Genomic DNA, 23,766 nt, shown 5'->3' with positions numbered 1-23,766 from the left:
TCACTCATCGACGAATCCATGACTACCCCGTTCTTTCTGCAAAGACTCATATTGATTTTCAGCGTACTGATCGCCCCGGCTGCCTGGAGCGCCTCCCTCGTCCCACCGCCCNCGGAGTTGGCCGCCAAATCCTGGGTGCTGATGGACGCGGCCAGCGGCAACGTTCTGGTCGACCACCAGGGCGAGATGCATTTGCCGCCCGCCAGCCTGACCAAGCTGATGACCGCCTACATCGCGACGCAGGAAATCAAGCACGGCCGGCTGCACGAAAACGACATGGTTACCATCAGCGAAAAAGCCTGGCGTACGGGCGGTTCGAAGATGTTCGTCAAAGTGGGGAACAAGGTCTCGGTCGATGACCTGTTCCACGGCATCATCATCCAGTCGGGCAACGATGCCAGCGTGGCGCTGGCCGAGCATATCGCCGGCGACGAAGATGCTTTCGCCGCGATGATGAACGCGGAAGCCAAGCGGCTCGGCATGAAGGACACCCACTTCATGGACGCCACCGGCCTGCCCAATCCCGGCCATTATTCGAGCGCCCGCGACATGGCAGTCCTGGCGCGCGCCATCATCTATGCCGATCCTGCCCACTATGCGCTTTATGCGCAGAAGGATTTCACCTGGAACGGCATCCACCAGCCCAACCGCAACCTGCTGCTGTGGCGCGATGACGGCGTCGATGGCCTGAAGACTGGCCATACGGAAGAAGCCGGCTACTGCATGGTGGCCTCGGCCCAGAAGAATGGCGAACGTCTGATTGCCGTCGTATTCGGTACAGACAGCGAGGCCGCGCGCGCCACCGAAACCGCCAAGCTGCTGGGCTATGGCTTCCGCTTCTTCGAGACCAAGATGTTCAACAAGAAGGGTGACGTACTGGCTGCAGCGCCCGTCTGGAAAGGGNCTGCGCGCACCGTCAAGGCGGGCGCAAGCGAAGATCTGGCTGCCACCGTGGCCCGCGGCGAAGCCGCCAAGCTCACCACCCAGCTCGTGTTGAAGCCGACCCTGATCGCTCCGGTGAAACAGGGCGACGTCATTGGCAAGGTCGAAATCCGCCAGGGTGACAAGGTGATCAAGCAGGCCGACGTGGTCGCATTGGAGAACGTGGATGAAGGCGGCTTCTTTCGCCGCATGTGGGACAGCATCCGGCTGCTCTTCAAGGGCTTGTTCGGCTGAAATCGTTCAGTTGAATGTATCTGACAGGAGAACGAGTCGTGTTATTGAGTTCTCCTGGCTTTTACATTGTTAGTTTTCCCTCTATTTGGGGGAACCACTGTATCGCCAGAGGGTGGATGGCATTCCACGCGATCAGGCCGAGGGTGCCCGTCAAAACAACACAAGCCATTGCTACCGCCAAGCGTCTGATAAGTTGGCTGTTGCCTGAATGAACCACAAAGGAAAGGCTGAAGGCGATACTGGTGAACGACGCTAAAACAGCCCCGTTTCCAGCAACGGTGGGAGACAGATGCCCCTGTGATGCCAAGGCTGCCGCTGCAGCGACTGCACTCGCACTAGACATCAAACCGCCAACGATACTAACCAGATAAAAGCCGACATCCCCAAACATTCGTTGAGTAAGACCTCCGACAATATGAAGTCCTAAAAATACTACGCCGTATTTAAGTGCTAACGGCAATGAGAATGGCAGGTCAAGCTTCATATCCGANGTTTCGTCGATAAGATTCTGGTTTCTATGGCGATAGTTCCAGAGTACGAGTGTCGTGCTTGAAAGCATCATCAGCAAAAAAGCGGTAAATGATCCCACCAGTGCGAGTGGAGCAAGGATTAGCAATAGACTTGCATTGCGCATAATCATTGCCATGGTCGCAAGCAGAATGCCACGATAGGCAGAGTCGACGAATTCATTCGATTTTTGTTGTAATCGGGATGCCATCTCGATCACCGTGAAATTACTATTGACCAATCCACCNAAAAATCCGGATAGTTCGACGCCGCGCATGCCGTAAAGCTTCCAGAGAATATAGTTTACGAACCCAATGCCGGCGATGAGAATAACCGCAATCCATGCTGCGCGCGGCTCAAATAGATTCCAGGGTCCAATGGCACCAACAGGTAAGGCTGGATAAATAACAATAGCCAGAATGGCCAGCATTACTGCGGATCGTAGTTCACTTTCTGTCAGCCCCATCGAAAACCCGGCCAGCCTTTCCTTCCAGGCCAACAAGGCGGTTGCGCTGACCATGACTGCTGCCGGGGATATTGTGTGTCCTTGTCCACACAATATTCCCGCTGTGCACGTCACCAACATGGCGGCGGAAGTCGTTAATTCTGTTCCTTGATTCATACGCAGTGTCTGGATATTGAGTAATACCGTCAGCACGCCTACAAGAATTAGGATTACAAGCGAAAAAGCCGTTCCTAATGATCCGCCTAGTGCGCCGAGAAGACAGATAAATCCGAATGTGCGTAGACCGGCTTCCTTACCACGCCTCTCACGTTCGAGCCCGATCAACAGCCCCAGTGCGAGGCTCAAGGCGAGACGGACAAGGATCTGTATGTACGGCCATTCTGCGTTCGGTAAGTTGAGTGTTTGATCAAACATTTGACAGTCCTAATCAGTGGCACCTTATAGGTCGTCTGCGGCTGCGGCTTTGGATGTATGTCGCAGGTCTTGGTCTGCTTCCTATATTTCTTTTTCGGGCGGCCAACTTTGAGTGGTGCCAGGCCGTTAACTATTTTTCTTAAATCCGCTATGTCTAAAACCTGAATCAAGGCTACGCCGACCCGCAGCAACTCACTTTTTTCACGGTGAAGCCGGCGGTCAAACAGGCTTTCTTTACCTCACTGAGGACTTGATACTCCGCTTCTGGCATCGTGAAGCTGTCTCTTATCAATTGAGGTCTTTTTCTATCCTCCATCGTTTCTGTGTGTGTTTTCAGTTTTAACTTGATCTGGGTATGCACTTGTTTTTGCTTGGGACCATTATCGGAAGATATCTGTCTATAGTTGGGCTTTTGCTTAATCAGCATTTTGTGCGAGTGATCCGTTGCCTTCTTGCGCTTGGGGGTGTTGGGGCAATTTTCCTGGCGTTCTTATCAAATGGGGCCACAAGCAACACTCCATAAATAATAGTATAAACAATATATATAATAAATTTGAATTGTAAGTTCAAGCTGTTTTGCTCGAAGGCTGATTCTCCGGATCTTGCTTCGAACTCATCGCTGGCCGCATGCGTGCTAAGTTTTGCATCGTGATTTCTCAACAGCCCTGGTGGGCAATGCTTTATTCCGAGACATAAATTAAAGGCCACATATGCGGCCTGTGTTGTTTATGGGGGTAGGGTTACTTCTTCGCCCTCCGCCGCAGGCGGTCAGCAGTCGTCACGCCAGCTGCCAGCTTGATCATGACCTGGGCCTTGGCCTGCCACGGACAGACCCATGAAACAGGCTTGCGGGTGCGAAAGGCGACGCCATCGCGCTTGTTCGGGTCGTATTCGCTGGCGTAGCCGAGCGGGTTGCCGGCAGCGAGGCCCAGCGTCTGGGCATGAGCAACACCCACTTGATGGATGCGACTGGCCTGCCCAATCCCGGTCATTACTCGAGCGCCTGCAACCTGCTACTGTGGCGCGATGATGCCTCCGATGAGATTGGGGTGTCCTATAACCCAAGCGTCGGCATAGCTACGCGAATGGGCTACCTCAGCTAGAGACCGAAAAATAGTAGCCAGCTGGCCCGCCGTCTGGTAGCACTGGGCAAGCATCCATGGGTTACTGGCACGACAATTGCGTGGTGTGAATCCAGCGTCAAAATCATGATGTTCAGCGCCCCGAATCTGAAACACTTTGTTTCAAATCGTTCAATGTCCGAGGCGGCCCACGATCCAGAAATTGCAGAAAGGAGATCTTGTCACTGCAACGTTCGGTTTTACGACTTCAGTTTAAGCAAGAAAGATACTGTCGAGTTCAACGGCTTAATCAATAAAAGTGGAGGAATGAAGATGTCCATTCTTGATCCAAATAGCGACGCCAAGAACAAATTGAAAATAGCGTCTTTGGTTGAGGCCGAGGAAGCATTCCTCGCCAAAGCCAGAACAAACGCCAATTCAGTATATTTCAGTCAGCATCATATTGAGCCGGCAAAGCCTGTAAAAGATGAGTCTACTAAAGGCGTTGATCCTCTTCAGCGCCCACAAAATCGACGCCATTTCCTGGCTTCCGTCGCAGCGCTCGCCAGTTCAGGCGTGGCCGGAAGAGCCATCGCGCAAACCGCTACGCCCACGGACGGCAAAGCCCCTCCTGGTGCGGTATGGCGGTCGGTCCCCGAAGATGCCACGAAAATTCCAGGCACCGCCATTGGCGAAGACGGGGGTTACGGGACGCGCTCCCAGTTCGAAACGGAGGTTCGTTGGCGCTTTGGTACCAAGACCNCCCTCTCCTCTTGGTCGATGACGCCACTGGAGCATGGCGTAGGCATTATTACTCCGTCAGGGCTGCATTTCGAACGGGATCATGGGGGCATCGCCACAATTGATCCGGCCACGCACAAGGTGTTTGTGCACGGGATGGTGAAACAGCCAAAGAAATTCTCGATGCTGGACGTGAAGCGCTTCCCGTCGATATCCCGAATTCTTTTCATTGAATGTTCTGGCAATGGTCTCACGGAGTGGTCGAAGCCCACGTTGAAAACCGTACAAGGCACGCACGGTCTCGTCTCGACTTCCGAATGGACAGGGGTTCCGCTGTCGACCATCCTGAACGAAGTGGGTGTCAAATCCGGCGCCAAATGGTTGCTCGTGGAGGGCGGCGACGCTGCGGTCATGACGCGAAGCATCCCAATCGACAAGGCAATGAAAGATTGTTTCTTGGCCTATGGACAGAATGGGNAGGCGATCCGTCCTGAACAAGGCTATCCGTTACGCCTGATCGCGCCGGGATACGAGGGCAATACGCATATCAAGTGGGTTCGCCGAATCGAGTTGTCGGACAAGCCGTTCATGACGCGCGAAGAAACCTCGAAATATACCGACCTGCTTCCCAGCGGCAAGGCGGTGCAATTTTCCTTGATCATGGATGCCAAGTCGGTCATTACGCGACCATCCGGAGAAATGACGCTCTCAGGCCCCGGTTTTTATGAGATTACGGGATTGGCGTGGTCCGGCCGCGGCCGTATAAAACGTGTCGATGTGTCTACGGATGGAGGGAGAACATGGAAGCCTGCGGACCTGCAGGGCCCGATCCTGCCTATTTGCCAGACACGCTTTCGTTTTCCCTGGGTATGGAACGGTAAAGAAGCGATTCTGCAAAGCCGTTGCGTGGATGAAACAGGCTACGTCCAGCCCACGCTTGGGCAACTAATTGAGGTTCGGGGTTTAAATGGACCGATTGGCTCGATCTACCATCTCAATGCAATCCAAAGCTGGAAAGTTGATACCGAGGGGAGAGTCAGCAATGTTCACTACTACTAAACTCTTTTTACAGGTAACGGCGTGCGGCGCTCTATTCGCATTGAATACGTATGCCGTGGGCGCAGATCCGGTGCGGTATGGATTTGGAGAGCCGGCATCTGCACACGACCTGCAGGATTTCGTGTCGTCTTTGCCGGATGGGCGGGATCTGCCGTCGGGCAGTGGCACGATTTCAAGGGGCAAACAGGTTTACGACGAAAAGTGTGCCTCCTGCCATGGGCAAAAATGGAGGGCGGCGTAGGCGATCGCCTGCTCGGCGGGAGGGGAACACTGGTGAACAATGATCCCAAGAAAGCGCCGGTCAAGACGGTTGAAAGCTATTGGCCCTACGCAACGACATTGTTTGACTACATCAAGCGTGCCATGCCGTTCTATACGCCAGGGTCATTGACGAATGACGAGGTCTATTCGGTAACCGGGTACATCCTGTCTGAAGCCAATATCCTTAAAGGCGATGAGCCCATCACTGCGGAAAGTCTGGCAAAATCGCCATGCCGAATCGCGACGGATTCATCCCGGATCACCGGCCAGATCATTTTAAACCGGCAGACAAGCATCCGCGCCTGCGCTAGTCGAGTGCTCCATACGGTGTCCACTTCTGACGGCATATCCGAAAAAGTCTGACACTGGGTTCATTCTCATGATTTGTTTCCCTGACGTAAAAGAGCCGCTGATGCGGCTCTTTTTACGTCAGATGACAGGGCACTTACTTCTTCGCCGTCCGCCGCAGGCGGTTCAGCAGCCGCCGCGCCAACTCGCCGAACAGCTCGGTCTGCGTCGGGTGCGGGAAGATCGCCTTCGCGACCTGGGTCAGCGTCATCTCGCCGGCCACCATCATGACGCCGATGCCGATCAGAGTGTCGGTGTGATCGGCCAGATAGTGCACGCCGATGATGCGGCCAGTGGCCTTGTCGGCCACCAGCTTGATCATGCCCTCGGTCTCGCCGGTGATCATGGCCTTAGCGTCGATGCTCATCGGCATCTTGGCTTCCACCGCGTCGATGCCTTTGGCCTTGGCCTGCGCCACGGACAGGCCGACGAAGCCGGCCTGCGGGCGCGAGAAGGTGACGCCGCAATCCTTGTCCTGGTCGTATTCGCTGCCGTGGCCGAGCAGGTTGTCGGCGGCAACGCGGCCCTGGGTGGCGGCGGTGTGCGCGAGCATGTAGCCGCCGATGACGTCGCCCACCGCGTAGATGTGCGGGGCGCTGGTCTGGCAGCGGGCGTTGACCTTGATCGCCGCGCCGTCGAGCTCGACGCCAACCTTGTCGAGGTTGAGCTTGCGGGTGTCGGGACGCTTGCCGGTCGCCATCAGGATGACGTCGCAGTCGAACACGGATTCGACGCCTTCCTTGTTCGCGTAGCGCAGCGTCATCGCGCCGGGCGTGCCGCTCGCTTCCTTGATGTCGGCGCCGGTGACGACGGTGATTTCCTTTTCCAGCGAGGCGATCAGCGTCTTGGCGATTTCTTCCTCGACTTCGGCGAGGATACGCTCGTTGCGCTCCAGCATCAGCACCTCGGTGCCGAAGTCGCGGAAGATCTGCGCCATCTCGACGCCGATCACGCCACCGCCGACGATGCCAAGCTTTTTCGGCGGGGTGGCGAGGTTCCAGATGGTGTCGGAGGTGACGACGCCGCCCGTCGCCAGGTTCTCGCGCGCGCCGGGAATCGGCGGCACGAAGGCCGGGGCGCCGGTGGCGATCACGGCGGCACCGAAGCTGACGGTATAGGGCTCGCCTTCGACCGGGGTGATCTTCAGCGTGTGGGTGTCGACGAATTCGCCGTAGCCTTCGCGCACGTCGATCTTCATGCCCTTGTCGGCCTTCAGCGCCATGTCGCCGCGGCTGGTCTGCACCCAGCGGCGATGCTTNTCGACCTGGGCCCAGTTGAGCGCCGGCGTATTGGTGCCGTCGACGCCCATTTCGGCATCGTACGCGCGGTTGCGGATGACGTCGGCTGCGGCGCGCCAGGCCTTGGACGGGATGCAGCCGCGCCACAGGCATTCGCCGCCGGGGAAGGGCTCGTTGTTGACCATCATGACCTTGATGCCGTGGTCGGCCAGGTCGCGTGCGCAGTCCTCGCCGCCGGGGCCGCCGCCGACGACGACCACTTGAACATCCCAGTTGCCNTTCGGGGATAGGCGAGACGGCCGGTGCCGCATGGCTGGCCGATGCGGCGGCAGCCGCAGCGACGCTCCCTGACCCCTGACCCCGACCCTGATCCCNTCGCCTGCAATCCAGCCTTCCGGCGCCTCGATGGTCTGTTTCAGCGTGGCCAGATACAGCGCGACGTCGGCGCCGTTCAGCACGCGGTGGTCGCCGGTGATGGTGAAGGGCGTGCCCTGCGGGCCGTTGGCGGCGATCGCCAGGATCGCGGCGATGCCGGGNGTGGGGATCGCGGTGAAGTGCGATACCCCNAGCATGCCCATGTTGGAAATGGTAAAGGTGGGATTGGAATACTCGGCCGGCGCGAGTTTGCGCACCCGTGCACGCTCGACGAGGCCGGTCCAGTCGCTCTGCAGCGCTTCCAGCGGCTTCTTCTCGATGCCGTGCAGGATCGGCACCACCAGGCCGCCGTCGTTCGACATCACGGCGACGCCGAAGTCGTGGTTGGCGCGCTCGACCAGCTTGTCGACCGGCTGGTAGGCCCAGTTCATGCGCGGGAATTTCGCCATCGCCACCGAACAGGCCTTGGCGATCGCCACCGTCACCGAGACCTTCTTCGCCTTGGCGGCGGCGGTCAGCGCGGCGGTGTCGATGTTCACCGTGACGTTGAAGGTCGGCAGCGTGAGCGAGGCGGTCATCGCGTGGCTCACGGCCTTTTCCATCGAGGTCATCGCACGGCCCTGGCCNGGCACGTCGACCTGCGGCAGCGAATGCGCGACCTCCTGCATCGANGGGCGCGCGCGCGCGACGTCGGCGGCGACGATCACGCCAGCGGGGCCGCTGCCGGCGAGGCCGGCGATGTTCACGCCGAGCTGCGCCGCGACCTTGCGGGCATAGGGCGAAGCCGGACGGCCCGGCACGCGTGCGACCGGCGGCTGGTTGCCGCTGGCAGCGACCTGCGCGGGCGCAGCCTTGGGCATGGGGATGTGCGCCGGCTTGTCGGCCGCATGCGGGGCGACCTTGTGGATGTTCTTGACCTTGTGGTCGGCGGAGAGGGTGACGCCGGTATCGTTCGCTTTCGATGCATCGTCGACGATGAAGGCCATCGGGTGGCCGACCTCGACCACGCTGCCGACGTCGGCGATGGGGCCGGAGAGGAAGCCCTCCTGGAACACCTCGACGTCCATGATGGCCTTGTCGGTCTCGACCGTGGCGACGATGTCACCGCGGCGGATGCTGTCGCCCGGCTGCTTCTCCCAGGTGACGACCACGCCTTCGGTCATGGTGTCGGAGAGCTGCGGCATCACGATCGGCGTGCCGGCATGGTGCGGGATCATCTCGGTCTGGGCTTTTTCTTCCACCACCTCGTCGGCGGCGATCGCGACGTCGCCCGGGGTGTCGGAGATGTAGCCGAGCGCAGCGCCTACCGCGATGGTCGCGCCGACGTCAGCCAGCGGGCCGGCCAGATAACCGGCTTTGAACACCTCGACGTCCATGATGGCCTTGTCGGTTTCGACCGTGGCGACGATGTCGCCGCGCTCGACCTTGTCGCCCGGCTGTTTTTCCCAGGTGACGACCACGCCCTCGGTCATGGTGTCCGAGAGCTGGGGCATGGTGATGGCGTAGTGGTTCATAGGTGCTTAGGGGCTAGGATTTAGGGGCTAGGATTTAGGGGCTAGGATTTAGGGGCTAGGGGGCAGCTTACTTTGGGCTCTGTTGAATTTCAAGTGGGTTGTTCTGCATGAGGGTTAATGGCGTGGAAATCGAGACGGCCGGCGATCAGGAAGATGACGGTTTTGATTGTGTCGATGCGGGTGAAGCCACGGGCACGCCGCTTGGCGGCCTGGAACAAGCCGTTGATCGCCTCCAGAAATCCATTGGTCTGCCGTGTCTGAGCCCAGGCCACGATTCCTTCCAGATGGGATCGGATCATCCGGGCAACCTCCTTCATCGGCTCGACCTTGGAGCGCATGACGCAAGTGCACCAGTGTTCCAGCATGGCGCGCACGACGTTGATTTGTTTGCGATCAAGGATTTCGCGCAGTTGCTCCTTGTAGACCCAGGCGCGCGCCGTGCGCTTGACAGTCATCCTGGCAATCAGTGCGTCAAGATCGGCAGCAGCCTCGGGCTTGAGCCGGGAGGCATCCTTGAGCAGCGTCCAGCGCATGCCCTTGAGGGACTTGTCGGTGCGCTGCTCGATGCGGCGCATCTTGTCCACCGCCGTGCTGGCGTGGCCGATGACGTGGAACTTGTCGAAGGTGATGCGGGCATTGGGCAGATGCTGGCTGACTCCGGCGATGAAGGCTGGCGACATGTCGATGCTCGCCGAGGCGATGTTCCCGGCCGGGCAGCCATGGTCGCCCAGATACTCGGCCAGTTGCGCAATGGTCTGGGCGTCGCGCCCTTCCGTGACGAACAGCACGCGCCTGGCCTCGGCGTCTGCGGCCAGGGTGACATAACTGTGGCCTCGGGCGCGCGAGGTCTCGTCAATGGCCAGCGCCGTGACACCGGAGTGATCCGCCAGGCCGCAGGCCATCTCCACGTACTTCTGGCACACCGCCAGCACCCGGTGGGACGATTCGCCCACGATGCGCGCCACGGCGGCAAACGGCATCTGGCGCGCCAGCATCAGGATGAAGGCTTCGAACAGCAGCGTGAAGCCATTCAGCCGCCCGGCAAAGTCAGGCTCGACCAGTCGCACCGAACCATTGGGCAGCTTCACTCGCGGCGTGCGCACCTGCAGATGGCACTCATGCTGGAAGAAGTTCAGGTGCCGGTAGGTCTTGGTCACGGTGTCGTGCACCGGATGCACGCCTTCATGGCCCGAGACCTTGAAGCGGCTGCCAGCCTTGAAGTCAATCAGCACGGTCAAGGTCCTGGCCGACTCGTCGAAGTCGACCGACGCCACCGTCCACGGCGGGGCAATTCCAAGGGCAGTTTCAAACAGCTTGGCAGTCATGAATTCACTCATCCAGGTTNNGGTCAATATGACGTCAGCTTACCCACTCGGATTTCAAGAGAGGCTTACTTTGTAGCGACTTGCGCAAACCCTGCAACATGCGTCCCAACTCGTCAGTGGTGGTAAACAAGGCATCGCGCTGCTCGATGCCCAGATAATTCAAGCGTGCAGTGAGTTCAATCTGGGTTTCGACCTCTGCCAGTGAGCCCATCGCTATCGACACGAAACGCAAATAATCGCGCGTTGTATTGCGCGCGTGACCCTCTGCAATATTTGACGGAATGGATACCGCCGCGCGTTGCAACTGATTGGCAAGGGCGTAGAGCTCGATTTGGGGAAGTTGCGGGTGACGGTGTAAACCGATTCGGTCAACTGCATCGCCAACTGCCAAACCGACAAGTCGCGATAGCTGAAAACCTCCACCCCCTAGCCCCTAAATCCTAGCCCCTAGCCCCTGCCGTTAAGCCTTGCCGAACATTTTCAACACGGCCTTCACCACGTCCTCGTGATCCGGGATCGTCGCCTTTTCCAGCGTGTGGTTGTAAGGCTGCGGCACCAGTGCCGAATGCACGCGCACCGGCGCGGCATCCAGTTCGAAGAAGCATTCCTCGTTGATGATGGCGATCACCTCGGAGCCGACGCCGACCGGGGCTTCGTCTTCCTCGGCGATGACGGCGCGGTGGGTCTTGCTGACCGAGGCCTTGATGCCTGCGCGGTCGAGCGGGGCGAGCGAGTAGAGGTCGACGACCTCGGCCGAGATGCCGTACTGCTTGTCGAGGATCTCAGCGGCCTTCAGGCACCAGTGCACCGAGATGTTGTAGCCGAACAGCGTGACGTCGGTGCCGGCGCGCGCGATTTCCGAGCCTTCCAGCGGGTGGAAGTATTCGCCGTCCGGCACTTCGCCCTTCATGTTGTACATGAGTTCGTGTTCGTTGATGAACACCGGGTCGTCGCAGCGGATCGCCGACTTCAGCAGGCCGTAGGCCTGCCTGGGGTTGGACGGCGTCACCACACGCAGGCCGGCAATGCCCATGAACACCTTTTCCATGCGCGCCGAGTGCTGCGCGCCGAGCTGGTGCGCGGCACCGCCGGCGGAACGGAACACGCACGGCGCGGTCAGCTGGCCGCCCGACATGTAGCGCACCTTGGCGGCGGAGTTGAACATCTGGTCCATCGCCAGCCAGGCGAAGTTGACCGACATGATCTCGATGACGGGACGCACGCCGAGGAAGGAGGCGCCGATGCCGAGACCGGTGAAGCCGCCTTCGGAGATGGGGGTATCCATGACGCGCAGCGGGCCGTATTTNTCGTACAGGCCCTTGGTCGCCTTGTAGGTGCCGCCGGCTACGCCGATGTCTTCGCCCATGCAGATGACCAGCGGGTCACGTGCCATTTCTTCGTCGTGGGCGCGTTGGATCGCTTCCCAGTACATGATGTTTGCCATGCTGTCTTTTCCTTAAAACCTTAAGCGGCCTTGCCCGTGAGCCACGGGAGCTGGGTTGCGCGATCGGCAAANACGTATTTCTCGAGATCCTCGACGCGCGGTTCGGGCGATTCCTCGGCGAACTTGATGACTTCGTTCTCGATGTAGGCGTCGGTTTCCTTTTCCAGCGTCTCGAAGTCGGCCATGCTCATCGCGCCGTCCTTGATCAGGCGGTCGCGCAGGATGAAGATGGGGTCGCGCTGTTTCCACAGTTCTTCCTCTTCGCGCGAACGGTAGCCGCGTGAATCGGACATCGAATGGCCGCGATAGCGGTAGGTCATCAGTTCGAGGAAGTAGGGGCCGTTGCCCGAGCGCACATGGTCGACGGCCTTGCGCGCGGCTTCGTAAACGATTTCGATATCCTGGCCGTCGCATTCGTCGGCCGGGATGTTGTAGGCGGCGACGCGCTTGTGCTGGTGCACCACGGCGGTGGAACGTTCGATCGAGGTGCCGATGCCGTACAGGTTGTTTTCGCAGACGAACAGCACCGGCAGTTTCCACAGCGCCGCCATGTTCAGCGTCTCGTGGAACACCCCNTGGTTGTTGGCGGCATCGCCGAGGAAGCAGATGGCGATCTCGTCGCCGCCCTTGAGCTGGATCGCCTTGGCGATGCCGGCCGCGAGCGGGAAGGGACCGCCGACCAGCGCGTAGCCGCCCATGAAGCGCTTGTCGCCGTCGAAGATGTGCATCGAACCGCCGCGTCCCTTGGAGGAGCCGGTTTCCTTGCCATACAGTTCGGCCATCACGGCTTTCGGATCGGCGCCGCACTTGATCGCGTGGACGTGATCGCGGTAGCCGGTGATCACATAGTCGTGGCCGGGGCGTGCGGCCTCCATCACGCCGTTGCAGCAGGCTTCCTGGCCGGGGTAGAGGTGGAGGAAGCCGCCGATCTTGCGTTCGATGTAGGCCTGATAGCAGCGCTCTTCAAAACGGCGGTGCAACACCATTTCGCGCAGCACGCGTTTCTTGTCTTCAATCTTCATTCGGTTACCCTTAATGGATGGGCTCGGAAAAAGCGCCGGAAAAATTCAAACGCGCAATTATCCGGTAAACCCCGCCAACCATCAAGAAAAACGCCACCCCCAAGGAACCCACATGCTGCCTAAACTCGCTGAAAACAAACAGGAAATCACAGCCAAATCACTGGAGGATGCAGGCCATGCGCTCGTGCTGTTGTCGGTGTCGAAAACCTTGCCGGACGTGCCGGGCAGCGCCGAACTCAAGGCCGTGATGAAGCGACGCGAGCTCAAGGTCGACGCGCTGGCGAAGTCGCCGGTGGCGGTGCAGTTGACCGGCGGCACGCTTGCGGTGTTCGCCATGCTCAAGGCCGATGCCAGCACCTTCGAAACCCATGAACTGGTGCGCAAGGCGCTTGCGCACCTGATGGCCGAGCATCCCAAGTCGTTGACGCTGGCCGTGTTCGGCGACGAGGCATTCAAGGCGCGTGCTGCCGAGGCGGCGGTGTATACCGCGTTGGTCAACGCCGTGCCGCTGCCGTCGCGCAAATCCAAAACCGACACGGTGCTCAAGCGCGTGCAGCTGTTCGGCTACAAGTCGGCCAGCGGCTTTGCCCGCGCGCAGGCCCTGGCCGAAGGCAATCTCCTGACCCGTAGCCTCACCGTGCAGGGGCCGGACGAACTCACGCCCGGCGTCTACCGCAAACGGATCAAGACGCTGGCCAAGCAGTACGGCTGGACGGTCGAGGAATACAGCTTCGACAAACTGAAGAAGATGGGTGCCGGTGCCTTCTGCGCGGTGGCGCAGGGCTCGCCCGCCAGGGACGCGGCGATCGTGCGCGTCAGCTACCAGGGCAAGGCCGGCAAGGCCAGGCCCGTCGCCTTCGTCGGCAAGGGCATCTGCTTCGACACCGGCGGCCACAACCTCAAGCCGGCCAAGTACATGCAGGGCATGCACGAGGATATGAACGGCTCGGCGGTCGTGCTGGGCATCCTCGCCACGGCCTCGAAGCTGAAACTGCCGGTCGCACTGGACGGCTGGGTCGCGCTCGCAGAAAACCATATCAGCCCGCAAGCCTACCGGCAGAACGAAGTGGTCACGGCGCTGAACGGCACCACCATCGAAGTCGTCCATACCGACGCCGAAGGCCGCATGGTGCTGGCCGACACGCTGACGCTGGCGGCCAGGGCCAAGCCCGCGCTCATCGCCGACTTCGCCACGCTCACCGGCTCCATGCATTACGCGCTCGGCAGCCGCATGTCCGGCGTGTTCGCCACCTCCAGCGCGCTCGCGCACTCGGCTTCGCGCGCGGCGACGGTGAGCGGCGAACGCATCGTCGTCTTTCCCTACCCCGAGGACTACGACAGCAGCCTCGACTCGACCGTGGCCGACGTCAAGCAGTGCAGCATGGAAGGCGAAGCCGACCACATCCTCGCCGCCCGCTTCCTGTCGCGTTTTGTCGGCGACACGCCGTGGCTGCACATGGATCTGTCCGGCCATAGCTGCAAGGGCGGGCTGGGTGCGGTGATGAGCGACGCCAACGGCTTCGGCGTGGCGTGGGGGCTGGCATTGCTGGACGGGCTTCAGGCGTAAGAAAAACCTCACTCGATCGGTGACCATGACGCCGACTCCAGACAGCGTTGCCATCGAGCCTTTCTACGCCGACGATACCCTGCTGGTATTCGACAAGCCCAGCGGCCTGCTGGCCGTGCCGGGGCGCGGTGTCGACAAGCAGGATTGCCTGAGTGCGCGGGTGCAGGCCCGTTATCCCGATGCGTTGATCGTGCACCGGCTCGACATGGCCACGTCCGGTTTGATGGTGATGGCGCGCGGCGCGGAGGCGCAGCGCGCACTGAGCATGGCCTTCGCGGCACGCGAGGTGTCGAAGCGCTACGTCGCAATCGTGGCCGGCAGACCGGACGCCGTGCCGGACGGTTGGGGAACGATCGACCTGCCCATCATCGTTGACTGGCCCAGGCGGCCACTGCGGATGGTCGATCGCATTCACGGCAAACCGAGTCTCACTCGCTGGCGCGTGCTGGAAGTCGATGAAACCGGAACGCGCACGCGCGTCGAACTCGAACCCGTGACCGGCCGTTCGCATCAGTTGCGCGTCCATCTGCGCGAGTTGGGCCATCCCATCCTGGGCGATACCCTGTATGCGCCGCCGGATGTGCAGGCCCAGGCTGGTCGTCTGCTCTTGCATGCCTGCGCCTTGCGCTTCGCCCATCCGCTGACCGGCGAAGCGCTCGTGTTCGAGCGTTCGGCGCCATTCTGACGGACTCCGATCGGGGGCCCTGCTTCGATCTCATCGGGCCTTGCCCATGACTGTGCGGCACGCTGTCGTCACACGCAGTCACACCGCTGTCATTTGGCACAAGTACATTCCCCATCCTCTCCGCTCCATCCTTGGCGTCGTATGCCGGCTTCGAGCCCGGAATTCGGGTGTTCAGGAAATCCGTACTTGTTCAATACATAGGTAGGAAATGTCGTTCACAAACATGAAAATTGGCGCCCGGATGGGCGCCAGTNTCGGTCTGGTCCTGGTCCTGGTGCTGCTGGTTGCAGCGTTCGGCCTGATACGGATGTCGCAGATCCAGGGCCATCTTGACCAGGTGACGNGGGATCACATGGTCAAGATCAAACTGGTCGGCACCATGCGCGATACGTTGCAAACCGTCGCCATCTCGGTCCGCAATCTTGTCCTGCTGACGGACGACGGCGCCATGGAAGCCGAAGCGAAGCGTATCCAGGCGGAGCGGACGCTATATGCCGAGGCAAGCAGGAAACTGGCCGCAATGGTCACGGGCGAGGAGGAAAAATCGCGGCTCGCCAGGATTGTGGCGGCGCGTGCAAAGACCGATCCCCTGCTCGACAAGGCAATGGGGTTTGCGCTTGGCAACCCCATTGCGGCGACCCAGGTGCTGGTCGGTGAGGCACGCCCGGCACAGGAGCAATGGATCAAGGCCCTGGAAGACATGGCCGGGCTTCAGGAAAAGGGAAGTGCCCGGGCCGTGGCGGACGCGGAGGCGGCCTATGCCAGTGCGCGCGTGTTCATGCTTTTCATGATGGTCTTGTCGCTGCTGCTCGGCAGCCTGGCCGCCTGGCTGATCACGCGTTCCATCACGACTCCGATCAAGCATGCAGTGAAGCTTGCCCAGACTGTTTCAACCGGCGACCTGACGCAGCGTATCGACATCCACTCCACGGATGAAGTCGGCCAGCTGATGCAAGCGCTCAAAGACATGAACGCCAGCCTGGTGACCATCGTAGGCCAGGTGCGTCACGGCACCGAGACCATTGCCGTCGCCTCACGCGAGATCGCCTCCGGCAACGCCGACCTGTCGTCGCGTACCGAATCGCAGGCCTCGAGTCTGGAAGAGACCGCCTCCTCGATGGAAGAGCTGACCAGCACCGTCAAGCAGAACGCCGAGAACGCCCGCCAGGCCAACCAGCTGGTGGTTTCCACCGCCGACGTAGCCGCCAAGGGCGGAGCCGTCGTCGGCCAGGTCGTCGACACCATGGCCTCCATCAAGGACAGCTCGCGGAAGATCTCCGACATCATCGGCGTCATCGACGGCATCGCCTTCCAGACCAACATCCTCGCCTTGAACGCAGCGGTCGAAGCCGCGCGTGCGGGCGAACAGGGCCGCGGCTTTGCCGTCGTCGCCAGCGAAGTCAGGAACCTCGCCCAGCGCAGCGCCGGTGCGGCCAAGGAGATCAAGTCCCTGATCGAGGACTCGGTTGGCAAAGTTGACGCCGGCGGCAAGCTGGTGGACGAAGCCGGCAAGACCATGGACGAGATCGTCACCTCGGTCAAACGGGTCACCGACATCATGAGCGAGATTGCGGCGGCGAGCCAGGAACAGAGCGCCGGGATCGAACAGGTCAACCAGGCCGTCGGCCAGATGGACGAGATGACGCAGCAGAACGCGGCCCTGGTCGAAGAGGCTGCGGCTGCGGCCGAGAGCCTGCAGGACCAGGCGGGCAAGCTGGCCGAGGCGGTGAGCGTGTTCAAGCTGGAGAGCGGTGCTTACAACGTGCGTTCCGAGCTTCCGGTGTCGCGCGATTCGGACGGGGCATCGCAAATTTCCCGGGCCGTCATCGCTGCCCTAGGGAAAGCAACAGGAAAACCCAGGCTGGCGCTGGTTGGGCGGTCGGAGAAACAGGCGGGCGGCATGGGCTGAGCCGTGTCGTCGGCCGGTCAAATCCTTCGGGCTGCGTGCCTAATGCGATTTGGCGACGAGCTGGAGGAATTCCTGCCGGGTACGATCGTTGTCGCGGAAGGCACCCAGCATCATCGAGGTGATGGTCCACGAATTCTGTTTCTGCACGCCGCGCATCATCATGCAGAAATGCTGGGCCTCGATGACGACGCCGACGCCGGCCGCACCGGTGGCGGCCTGGATGGCGTCGGCGATCTGGGTGGTGAGTTGCTCCTGGATCTGCAGGCGGCGCGCGAACATGTCGGTGATGCGCGCGATCTTCGACAGGCCGATCACCTTGCCTTTTGGCAGATAGGCCACATGGGCCTTGCCGACGAATGGCAGCAGGTGGTGCTCGCACATCGAATACAGCTCGATGTCCTTGACGATGACCATTTCGTTGTTGTCCGAATCGAACACGGCATCGTTGAGAACCTCGTCCAGCGACTGTGTATAGCCCTGCGTCAGGAACTTGAACGCGGCGGCCGCGCGCTCGGGNGTTTTCAGTAATCCGTCGCGCGAGATGTCCTCGCCTGCGCTCTGGATGAGTTGTGCGTACAGCTTGGCGGTATCCATTGCTGATGTCCTGAGGGGTTCAAAGAAGTGCTCCGACTGTGTCAGAGCGACCTGGCATCGTCAAGCCGGCAGCGCTTGCGTGGATCCTTCAATCGAAAACCAGCTGCGGCAATACCAGGCTAATTTGCGGGATGTAGGTCACCATCATCAGGAAGACGAGCAGGACCGACAACCACGGCAGCGCAGCCCGCGTGACCTGTACCAGGCTCATGCCGGTGATGCCGCTGGTGACGAACAGGTTCAATCCCACCGGCGGCGTGATCATCCCGATCTCCATGTTGACGACCATGATGATGCCGAGGTGAATCGGATCGATGCCGAGGTGAGTGGCGATCGGAAAGAAGATCGGCGCCAGAATCAGGATGATGCCGGTGGGCTCCATGAAATTGCCCGCGACCAGAAGGATGAGGTTGACCACCAGCAGAAACATCCACGGGGCCATGCCGGCGGCGACGATGTGTTCCGCGATGGTCTGCGGGATGCGTTCGGTCGTCAGTACGTGGGCGAACAGCAGGGCATTGGCGACGATGAACATCAGCATCACGGTTGTCTTGCCGGATTCCATCAGCACTTCGGGCAGTTGGCGTACGCCGATGTCGCGATAGACGAAGATTGCGATGAACGTGGCGTACACGGCGGCGACGGCCGCCGCCTCGGTCGGCGTGAACACGCCGCCGTAGATGCCGCCCATGATGATGACCAGCAGGGCCAGGCCCCAGATCGAGTCCTTGAATGCGATCAGCAATTCGCGCGAACCGGCGCGCTCGGTGCGCGTGAGCGTCAGCTTGCCGGCACGCCACCAGACCGCCGCCGCCAGCATGCCGGCCAGCAGCAGGCCGGGGAGGATGCCGGCCATGAACATGCGCCCGACCGAGAGCTCGGTGACCGAGGCATAGACCACCATCACGATGGATGGCGGGATGAGGATGCCCAGCGTTCCCGCGTTGCAGATCACCCCGGCGGCAAAGGCCTTCGGATAGCCATTCCTGACCATGCCGGCGATCACGATGGAGCCGATCGCCACCACGGTGGCCGGACTCGATCCGGACACCGCGGCAAACAGCGTGCAGGCCAGCACGCTGGCAATGGCCAGTCCGCCGCGCAGATGGCCGACGGCCGCCACCGCAAAGCGCACCATGCGCTTGGCCACGCCGCCGGTGCTCATCATGGTGCCGGCCAGGATGAANAACGGGATCGACATCAGCGTGTAGTGCTCGCTGGTCTCGTACAGCTTGATCGACAGGCTGGCCAGCGAGTCCTCGGCGAAGAACAGGATCGTCAGCATGCTGGACAGGCCCAGGGAAATGGCCACCGGCATGCCCAGCGCCATCAGAAGGAAGAGCGAAACGAAGAGGAATGCGGTGCTCATGGGGCATCCCCGCTTTTGAGCCTGAGTGCATCGTCGGCTTCGTTGCCGAGGTGCAGCCGGTCGGAACGGCCGGTGATCAGCGCCCACAGGACCTGCCCGAGCCTTAGCACCAGCAGCAGATAGCCGATGGGCAGGATGGACCGTACGATCCAGATGGGGATGGGCAGGTCTTCCATCTCGATGCCGATAAGCTTCATCTTGCTGACGTAGACCCACGAACCGTAGATCACAAGGCCGGCATAGAGCAGGCACAGCAAGACGACGACGATGGATATCGCGCGGCGCAATCTGGGAGGAAGCGCTTGANCCAGCGCGTCGACGCCGATGTGCGCGCCCGTCCGCACACCATATGAGATGCCGACAAAAATCATGGCAGCGAAAAACACCGTGGACAGTTCCAGCGCCCACGGGAAACCGGAATTGAATCCATAGCGCATGACCACCTGCAGGAAGGTCAGCAGCGTCATCAGCGCAAGCATGACGATGACGATCAGTTCCTCGATGCGGTCGAGAATCTTCATAGGGTGCCTGATCAAGAATGCAGGCCCGGAAAAAGGGCCGTCGGGCCGGCCCCACAGCCTTAGCGCTCGTTGGCCTTGAGTGCGGCGTCGATGACGTCGCGGCCGATCTCAGGCTCGAACTGTTTCCACACCGGGGCCATGGCCTTGCGCCACTGGTTGAGTTCGGCCCGGGTCATGGGCAACACTTCGGCCTTCTTGTCGTCGATCACTTTCTGGCGGAAATTGGCGGCTTCGTCAAAGGCGATCTTGTTGCCGTATTTGATCGACTCGACCATCGCCTCGTTCAAGCCTTTGCGGATATTCGGGGCAAGCCGTTCCACCAGCCCGCGTTGGTGACGACCATGTAGTCGAGCACGCCATGGTCGGATTCCATGATGTATTTCTGGACCTCGTGGAATTTCTTGGTGTAGGTGTTCGACCACGGGTTTTCGGTGCCATCCACCACGCCCGATTGCAGTGCCTGGTAGACCTCGGCGAAGGCGAGTTTCTGCGGGTTGGCGCCGACGGCCTTGAATTGCGCTTCGAGCACGTCCGAGCTCTGGATCCGGAATTTCAGGCCTTTCGCATCCGCGGGGTGCGCNAGCGGCTTGTTGGCCGACAGCTGCTTCATGCCGTTGTGCAGGTAACCGAGGCCCTTGATGCCTTTATCCGTCATGGAGTTCAGCAGCGCCTGGCCCACAGGGCCATCCTGGAAGCGGTCGACCGCCTGGATGTTGTCGAACAGGAAAGGCAGATCGAAGACCTGCAGTTTCTTGGTGTATTTGCCGAATTTGGCCAGCGAGGGCGCGATGATCTGCACGTCCCCGAGCAGCAGGGCTTCCATCTCCTTGCCGTCGCCGTAGAGCTGGCTGTTCGGGAAGACCTGTACTTCGACCACGCCTGGAAACTTCTTCTCGGCCAGTTCCTTGAATTTCAGTGCGGCCTGCCCCTTGGGTGACTGGTCGGCCACGACGTGGGAATACTTGATGACGATGGGGGCTGCACTGGCTGTGTGTGCGATGAGGAACGCGGCCGCGATGGCCAGGAAACGCAGTGGCAATGACATGATGCTCTCCTGTTATTAATGATCGGTTCGGGTGCCCATAGTTGGTATTTATAGCGCAAATCCGCCGAGCGGGTAGGGGATGGAGCGTGGCAGGTCGGACGCGCGCGCCGGGCCGCTTCCGGTGTCGTCATGGTTTCGGCGTCGAGCGTCCCGTCAGCCGCCCGGCGCTGAACGGCATGATGGCGGCGATTGCGCCGATCTGTTCGTCAGGGTTAGCGAGCCGACAGGTAGCGTGGGAAGGCGTGTTTGTCGAGCAGGATCTCGATGAGGTTGATCGTGCCGGTCAGGTCGGCGTGTGCGAACAGGGCGTCGAGCGCAGCATCGCTTTCGATGCGGTAATGATGGACTCCGAACGATTGCGCGAGCAGGCCGAAGTCGGGGTTGGTGAAGTCGCAGTCGATGTAGCGCTCGCCATAGAGCTGGAACTGGTTCTTGCGGATGAGCGAGAGCGTGCCGTTGTTGATCACCACCACGTTGAGCGGGATGCCGTAGTTCACCGCGGTCATCATTTCCATGCAGCACATCTGGAAGCCGCCGTCGCCGAGGATGGCGAAGGTGGGGCTGTCTTTCGCAAAGCAGCGCGCGCCGATGGCGGCGGGGATCGCGTGGCCCAGCGACGAAATGCCGGAATTGGGGAAGTAGTGGTTGCGGTCGGAGACGTCGAAGTAGCTCTGCGCGAAGACGATGTTGTCGTCGAACACCAGGGCGTTGTGCGGGAAGTGCCGCGCGAGCCGGCTGAAGAACCCCTGCATCAGGCGGAAGGACTGTGCCGATGCCGCGTCGGGTTCATCGGCCGTCCGGACGGCGGCGCGCCGATGGCCATCGAGACGATCCAGCGTCTTGGGCGGCATGGCGTCGGCCCGGAGGGTGGCGAGGAGGTCTTCCGCCACGGCGCGGATGTCGCCGCAGATCGCCACGTCGGGCTGGAACACGCGGCCGAGTTGCGCCGCGTCGCGGTCGATCTGGGCGACTTTCTTGCCGCCCAGCAATTTGGCGTCCCACAGATAGCTGGTGCGTTCGTTGAAGCTGGCGCCGAGGAAGACCAGCAGATCGGCGTGATCGACGAGGTAGCGATAGGCATCGCCGTTGGACGTGACGCCGAGACAGCCGAGCGACAGGGGCGAGCCCTCGGCGACCACGCCCTTGGCCTTGAGGCTGGTGGTGACCGGAATGTTGAATTGTGTCGCCAGGGCAGCGACGACGTCGCGTGCCCCTGCCTGGATGCAGCCGTAGCCGGCGACGATGACCGGGGTGTGCGCGGCGCGCAGCAGCTCGGCGAGTTCGGCGATCGAGGCTGTGTGCCGGACGGCGGCCTTGCGCGGAAAGTGGATCTGGTCGAGCACGCTGTCGTCGACGCTCTCCTTCTGCACGTTATAGGGAATCGACAGCAGCACCGGCCCGGGTTCACGTCCAAGCAGCGCCTGTGCAGCCTGGTTCAGCACCTGGCCCAGATAGTCGGTGCGTTCGATGAGCTTGTGGTAGCGGGTGACGCTGGCGAACAGCGCGCCCTGGTCGATGGCGCCGCCTTCCCCNGAGCTTTCCTGCAGGCCGCCGCGGCCGAAGATGTAGGTGGAGGTCTCGCCGGTGATCGCCAGCACGGGAAGCCGTTCGGCATAGGCGTTGGCGATGCCGGTCAGCAGATTGGTCGCGCCGGGGCCCGCCGTGGCGATGCAGGCCGCGGGCTGGTGCGAGATCCGTGCGTAGCCGCCCGCCATGAAGGCCGCACCCTGCTCGTGCTTGACCAGCACGCTCTTCACGCCCGAATCGTGCAGGCGGTCGTAGATGGGCAGCACGTGCGCGCCCGGCATGCCGAAGATGTGGTCGATGCCCAGGCGTTCCAGATACCGGACGATCAGTTCGCTGACGGAAATGTTCATGTGCTTGTTATGGGGTGGGCAATTTCGCGCCTCCGGCGCGCGTCGACGCATCCGGAGTACCGGATTTGAGCACAAGACGCCGTGCGGGAAAACCTTGACGGTGCCGTAAAACCGCCCTGTCCATGAGGTCTTTGGCCGTGCGACGGCAAAAGGGTGACGTAGGCTGCCGGTCTATGCGCATGCCACCATGCATCGTTTTCATGAGGAGAAACAGTCGCGAGCATCCGGTTTTCCGTCTTCATCGCCACCAGCCTGGATGGATTCATTGCCCGACCGGACGGCAATCTCGACTGGCTGATCGGCGCCACCGATTCGACCGACGACCATGGCTATGCCGACTTCATGGCGGGAATCGACGCGCTGGTGATGGGGCGCAATACCTTCGAAACAGCGCCGACGTTCGGGGAATGGCCCTATCCCGGACGCAGGGTGGTCGTGTTCAGCCCGGTATCGCAGGATATCCTCTCGAGCACGTCCGGTCCGGACCTGTGAAAGCGGATTCGTGCAGAGCACCTACCGCGTGCTCGGCAACCCGCCCGCTTCCGCCTGAAGAAGACGGAAGCGGGCGGATGATTCAGGCGTGCGCCAGGTGCTGCTCGATCTCGATGAAGGTATTGGCCACTTCGGTGGTTTCGACGTTGACCCCCAGCTGTTTGCATAACTGCGACAGCGACAGCAGGCCGCGCACCATTTGCCGGCCGCCGGTGTGTTCGATCACCAGGGCATGCTGCCGACCGCGTGCCTTGAGCGTTTCCAGCACGTGGCCGACGCGGGCATGGGCGATGTCGTCGTAGTCGACCGCTTCCAGCCGTTCCACCGGCGTCATGATGTCGGCCACCAGCACTTCGTCGCGGCGGATGCCGCGGCTTTGCACGACCTGCATGGGCTTCTCGCCGTGGATGTCGGTGCGGGTCACCAGGCCGGCGACGCGGTCCTGGCTGTCCATGACGAACAGCAGACGCACCTTGCGGCGGATCATGCGCTCTTCCGCCTGCTTGATGGTGTCGCCGGGCGTGGCGATGAAGGCCGTCAGGCGACGAAAGTCGGTCATGACGTCGAGCGCCGGGTTATCCAGCTCAACCCGCTCGGGCAGGATGCAGGCAGGGCGCAGCAGGCCGGCGCTCTTGTCGAGATTGCGGGCGGGCAGGCGGGTGTAGGTCAGGGTCATGTCGGATCTCCTTGCATCGTTTTCTGGACTCCAGGTGCGCACGCCTTGCATGCGGCTGGAAGTGACCATCCTGTTCCTCG

At 61.1% G+C, this 23,766-nt stretch carries 18 protein-coding genes and 3 pseudogenes; 8 read left to right on the top strand and 13 right to left on the bottom strand.

Annotated features, from left to right (window positions below):
• Nucleotides 1-18: 18 nt before the first annotated feature.
• Nucleotides 19-1,176, top strand: a complete 1,158-nt coding sequence (locus HZY77_RS07710; RefSeq protein WP_296820358.1) for a D-alanyl-D-alanine carboxypeptidase family protein — start codon at nt 19-21, stop codon at nt 1,174-1,176.
• 61 nt (nt 1,177-1,237) lie between these two features.
• Here the strand turns inward: HZY77_RS07710 and HZY77_RS07705 are convergent, their stop codons facing one another.
• Nucleotides 1,238-2,563, bottom strand: a complete 1,326-nt coding sequence (locus HZY77_RS07705) for a DUF4010 domain-containing protein (RefSeq protein ID WP_296820356.1) — start codon at nt 2,561-2,563, stop codon at nt 1,238-1,240.
• A 740-nt stretch (nt 2,564-3,303) separates the two neighbouring features.
• Nucleotides 3,304-3,555: a hypothetical protein gene (locus HZY77_RS07700; protein ID WP_296820353.1), complete on the bottom strand. Its 252-nt coding sequence runs from the start codon at nt 3,553-3,555 to the stop codon at nt 3,304-3,306.
• A 216-nt stretch (nt 3,556-3,771) separates the two neighbouring features.
• Between HZY77_RS07700 and soxC the strand changes: the two genes are divergently transcribed.
• Together soxC and HZY77_RS07690 are read left to right on the top strand one after the other, a co-directional pair.
• Nucleotides 3,772-5,424 carry a sulfite dehydrogenase gene (soxC, locus tag HZY77_RS07695; protein WP_296820351.1) on the top strand — a complete coding sequence of 551 codons (1,653 nt, stop codon included), beginning with the start codon at nt 3,772-3,774 and terminating at the stop codon, nt 5,422-5,424.
• A gap of 273 nt (nt 5,425-5,697) precedes the next feature.
• A complete protein-coding gene (locus tag HZY77_RS07690) occupies nt 5,698-6,048 on the top strand; it encodes a hypothetical protein (protein WP_296820349.1) in 351 nt (116 codons plus the stop codon).
• 82 nt (nt 6,049-6,130) lie between these two features.
• Here the strand turns inward: HZY77_RS07690 and HZY77_RS07685 are convergent, their stop codons facing one another.
• From HZY77_RS07685 to pdhA, 5 genes and pseudogenes are all read right to left on the bottom strand, one after another.
• Nucleotides 6,131-9,139: an FAD-dependent oxidoreductase gene (locus HZY77_RS07685; RefSeq protein WP_296820347.1), complete on the bottom strand. Its 3,009-nt coding sequence runs from the start codon at nt 9,137-9,139 to the stop codon at nt 6,131-6,133.
• A gap of 110 nt (nt 9,140-9,249) precedes the next feature.
• Entirely contained in the window at nt 9,250-10,485 is a 1,236-nt protein-coding gene (locus tag HZY77_RS07680; RefSeq protein ID WP_296820769.1) for an ISL3 family transposase, read from the bottom strand.
• A gap of 34 nt (nt 10,486-10,519) precedes the next feature.
• Nucleotides 10,520-10,863, bottom strand: a pseudogene (locus tag HZY77_RS07675) (four helix bundle protein).
• An 82-nt stretch (nt 10,864-10,945) separates the two neighbouring features.
• Entirely contained in the window at nt 10,946-11,929 is a 984-nt protein-coding gene (locus HZY77_RS07670; protein ID WP_296820345.1) for an alpha-ketoacid dehydrogenase subunit beta, read from the bottom strand.
• 20 nt (nt 11,930-11,949) lie between these two features.
• Nucleotides 11,950-12,951, bottom strand: coding sequence for a pyruvate dehydrogenase (acetyl-transferring) E1 component subunit alpha (pdhA, locus tag HZY77_RS07665; protein ID WP_296820342.1), 1,002 nt, complete (start codon nt 12,949-12,951; stop codon nt 11,950-11,952).
• A 112-nt stretch (nt 12,952-13,063) separates the two neighbouring features.
• Here pdhA and HZY77_RS07660 point away from each other — a divergent pair, with 112 nt between their 5' ends.
• The 3 genes from HZY77_RS07660 to HZY77_RS07650 all read left to right on the top strand — a co-directional run bounded on the left by HZY77_RS07660 (nt 13,064) and on the right by HZY77_RS07650 (nt 17,112).
• On the top strand, nt 13,064-14,518 hold the full coding sequence (locus HZY77_RS07660; RefSeq protein ID WP_296820340.1) for a leucyl aminopeptidase family protein: 1,455 nt from the start codon (nt 13,064-13,066) through the stop codon (nt 14,516-14,518).
• A 25-nt stretch (nt 14,519-14,543) separates the two neighbouring features.
• Nucleotides 14,544-15,203 carry an RluA family pseudouridine synthase gene (locus tag HZY77_RS07655; RefSeq protein WP_296820338.1) on the top strand — a complete coding sequence of 220 codons (660 nt, stop codon included), beginning with the start codon at nt 14,544-14,546 and terminating at the stop codon, nt 15,201-15,203.
• 223 nt (nt 15,204-15,426) lie between these two features.
• The gene (locus tag HZY77_RS07650; RefSeq protein WP_296820336.1) at nt 15,427-17,112 is read left to right on the top strand and encodes a methyl-accepting chemotaxis protein; all 1,686 of its coding nucleotides are present in this window, start codon (nt 15,427-15,429) and stop codon (nt 17,110-17,112) included.
• A gap of 39 nt (nt 17,113-17,151) precedes the next feature.
• Here HZY77_RS07650 and folE read toward each other — a convergent pair whose 3' ends face one another.
• The 5 genes and pseudogenes from folE to HZY77_RS07625 all read right to left on the bottom strand — a co-directional run bounded on the left by folE (nt 17,152) and on the right by HZY77_RS07625 (nt 22,518).
• Nucleotides 17,152-17,706, bottom strand: coding sequence for a GTP cyclohydrolase I FolE (gene folE, locus HZY77_RS07645; protein WP_296770197.1), 555 nt, complete (start codon nt 17,704-17,706; stop codon nt 17,152-17,154).
• A gap of 88 nt (nt 17,707-17,794) precedes the next feature.
• Complete coding sequence (locus HZY77_RS07640) at nt 17,795-19,075, bottom strand: TRAP transporter large permease subunit (protein WP_296820333.1); 1,281 nt, start codon at nt 19,073-19,075, stop codon at nt 17,795-17,797.
• Nucleotides 19,072-19,596: a TRAP transporter small permease gene (locus HZY77_RS07635; protein WP_296820330.1), complete on the bottom strand. Its 525-nt coding sequence runs from the start codon at nt 19,594-19,596 to the stop codon at nt 19,072-19,074. Before HZY77_RS07635 ends, HZY77_RS07640 begins: the two co-directional genes overlap by 4 nt.
• A gap of 59 nt (nt 19,597-19,655) precedes the next feature.
• Nucleotides 19,656-20,641, bottom strand: a pseudogene (locus HZY77_RS07630) (TRAP transporter substrate-binding protein).
• 212 nt (nt 20,642-20,853) lie between these two features.
• A complete protein-coding gene (locus HZY77_RS07625) occupies nt 20,854-22,518 on the bottom strand; it encodes a thiamine pyrophosphate-binding protein (protein WP_296820328.1) in 1,665 nt (554 codons plus the stop codon).
• A gap of 222 nt (nt 22,519-22,740) precedes the next feature.
• Between HZY77_RS07625 and HZY77_RS17780 the strand changes: the two are divergent.
• Both HZY77_RS17780 and HZY77_RS07620 read left to right on the top strand, forming a co-directional pair.
• Nucleotides 22,741-22,848: pseudogene (locus HZY77_RS17780) on the top strand (dihydrofolate reductase); the annotation flags it as partial.
• Nucleotides 22,849-22,860: 12 nt separating this feature from the next.
• Nucleotides 22,861-23,010 (top strand): hypothetical protein, encoded by a 150-nt coding sequence (locus HZY77_RS07620; protein WP_296820326.1) that lies wholly within the window; start codon nt 22,861-22,863, stop codon nt 23,008-23,010.
• A gap of 82 nt (nt 23,011-23,092) precedes the next feature.
• On the opposite strand, the gene HZY77_RS07615 is transcribed toward HZY77_RS07620, so the two are convergent.
• Nucleotides 23,093-23,686 carry a CBS domain-containing protein gene (locus HZY77_RS07615; protein ID WP_296633086.1) on the bottom strand — a complete coding sequence of 198 codons (594 nt, stop codon included), beginning with the start codon at nt 23,684-23,686 and terminating at the stop codon, nt 23,093-23,095.
• Nucleotides 23,687-23,766: the final 80 nt, after the last annotated feature.

This window comes from Thiobacillus sp. (assembly GCF_013693775.1).
Classification (GTDB): Bacteria; Pseudomonadota; Gammaproteobacteria; order Burkholderiales; family Thiobacillaceae; genus Thiobacillus.
The sequence above is the reverse complement of the archived record's forward strand: the minus strand, read 5'-3'. Positions and strand labels throughout refer to the sequence as shown.

What these genes read in the sequence shown, in the direction of transcription:
- HZY77_RS07700 (WP_296820353.1), bottom strand. Translation starts at nt 3,555, where the DNA reads ATGACCGGGATTGGGCAGGCCAGTCGCATCCATCAAGTGGGTGTTGCT.
- HZY77_RS07655 (WP_296820338.1), top strand. Translation starts at nt 14,544, where the DNA reads ATGACGCCGACTCCAGACAGCGTTGCCATCGAGCCTTTCTACGCCGAC.
- HZY77_RS07660 (WP_296820340.1), top strand. Translation starts at nt 13,064, where the DNA reads ATGCTGCCTAAACTCGCTGAAAACAAACAGGAAATCACAGCCAAATCA.
- HZY77_RS07620 (WP_296820326.1), top strand. Translation starts at nt 22,861, where the DNA reads ATGGCGGGAATCGACGCGCTGGTGATGGGGCGCAATACCTTCGAAACA.
- HZY77_RS07615 (WP_296633086.1), bottom strand. Translation starts at nt 23,686, where the DNA reads ATGACCCTGACCTACACCCGCCTGCCCGCCCGCAATCTCGACAAGAGC.
- HZY77_RS07680 (WP_296820769.1), bottom strand. Translation starts at nt 10,485, where the DNA reads ATGACTGCCAAGCTGTTTGAAACTGCCCTTGGAATTGCCCCGCCGTGG.